This window comes from Bacillus sp. 05T31, assembly GCF_056396725.1.
Map to the genome: position 1 here is coordinate 1 of NZ_JBFTMA010001246.1, position 608 is coordinate 608.

The 608-nt window shown below is 33.7% G+C and carries 2 protein-coding genes; both read left to right on the forward strand.

Annotated elements, in window-relative coordinates; translation table 11 throughout:
- Positions 1–61 precede the first annotated feature (61 nt).
- Positions 62–319 carry a PhzF family phenazine biosynthesis protein gene (locus AC1DJR_RS32705; RefSeq protein ID WP_341099874.1) on the forward strand — a complete coding sequence of 86 codons (258 nt, stop codon included), beginning with the start codon at positions 62–64 and terminating at the stop codon, positions 317–319.
- Positions 320–343: 24 nt separating this feature from the next.
- On the forward strand, positions 344–608 hold a 265-nt coding region (locus AC1DJR_RS32710), incomplete at its 3' end, for a YdbC family protein (RefSeq protein WP_477004542.1).

Sequence of the window (608 nt, forward strand, 5' to 3'; positions counted from 1 at the left end):
CAAGTATTCAGGTAATCAACTTGCGTTATTTATGGAAAATTAGGAATTTTATAGTTAGGGAATCAATGATCTTAATGTCCGTGATTTTGCAGATTATTATGGAATCACAGAGGATATGGCAACAGGAAGCTCAAATGGATGTTTAGCGGCGTATCTTATAAAATATCGTTATCTTGGAACGGAAAAGATAAATATGCATGTTGAACAAGGGTATGAGATAAATCGCCATTCTCTAATACACATACAAGCAGAGGTGATTGAGAGTAAAATTAATGTTTGCATTGGTGGAAAAATAGAAAGTATTGCAAGTGGGAAATGAACCGTATCATAAGGGGGATTAGAAATGCTATTAAAAACAATATTTTGCAAGGTGGAAGAAGAGAAAAGGGAATTGTTTTCTGATGCGCAAGAAAAATGGCGTGATTTACAGTATTTAGACGGATTCTATGGACAATTTGGTGGGTGGAATGAAGGGGAAGCGTGTGTATATACTTTATGGGAAGATAGAAATGCATATCAATCATTCATGAATGATGCTCATGATACAATTTTTTTAAATAGTAATCAAGAAGGCACATATATTTCCTGTAATATTGAAATGTTTCAAG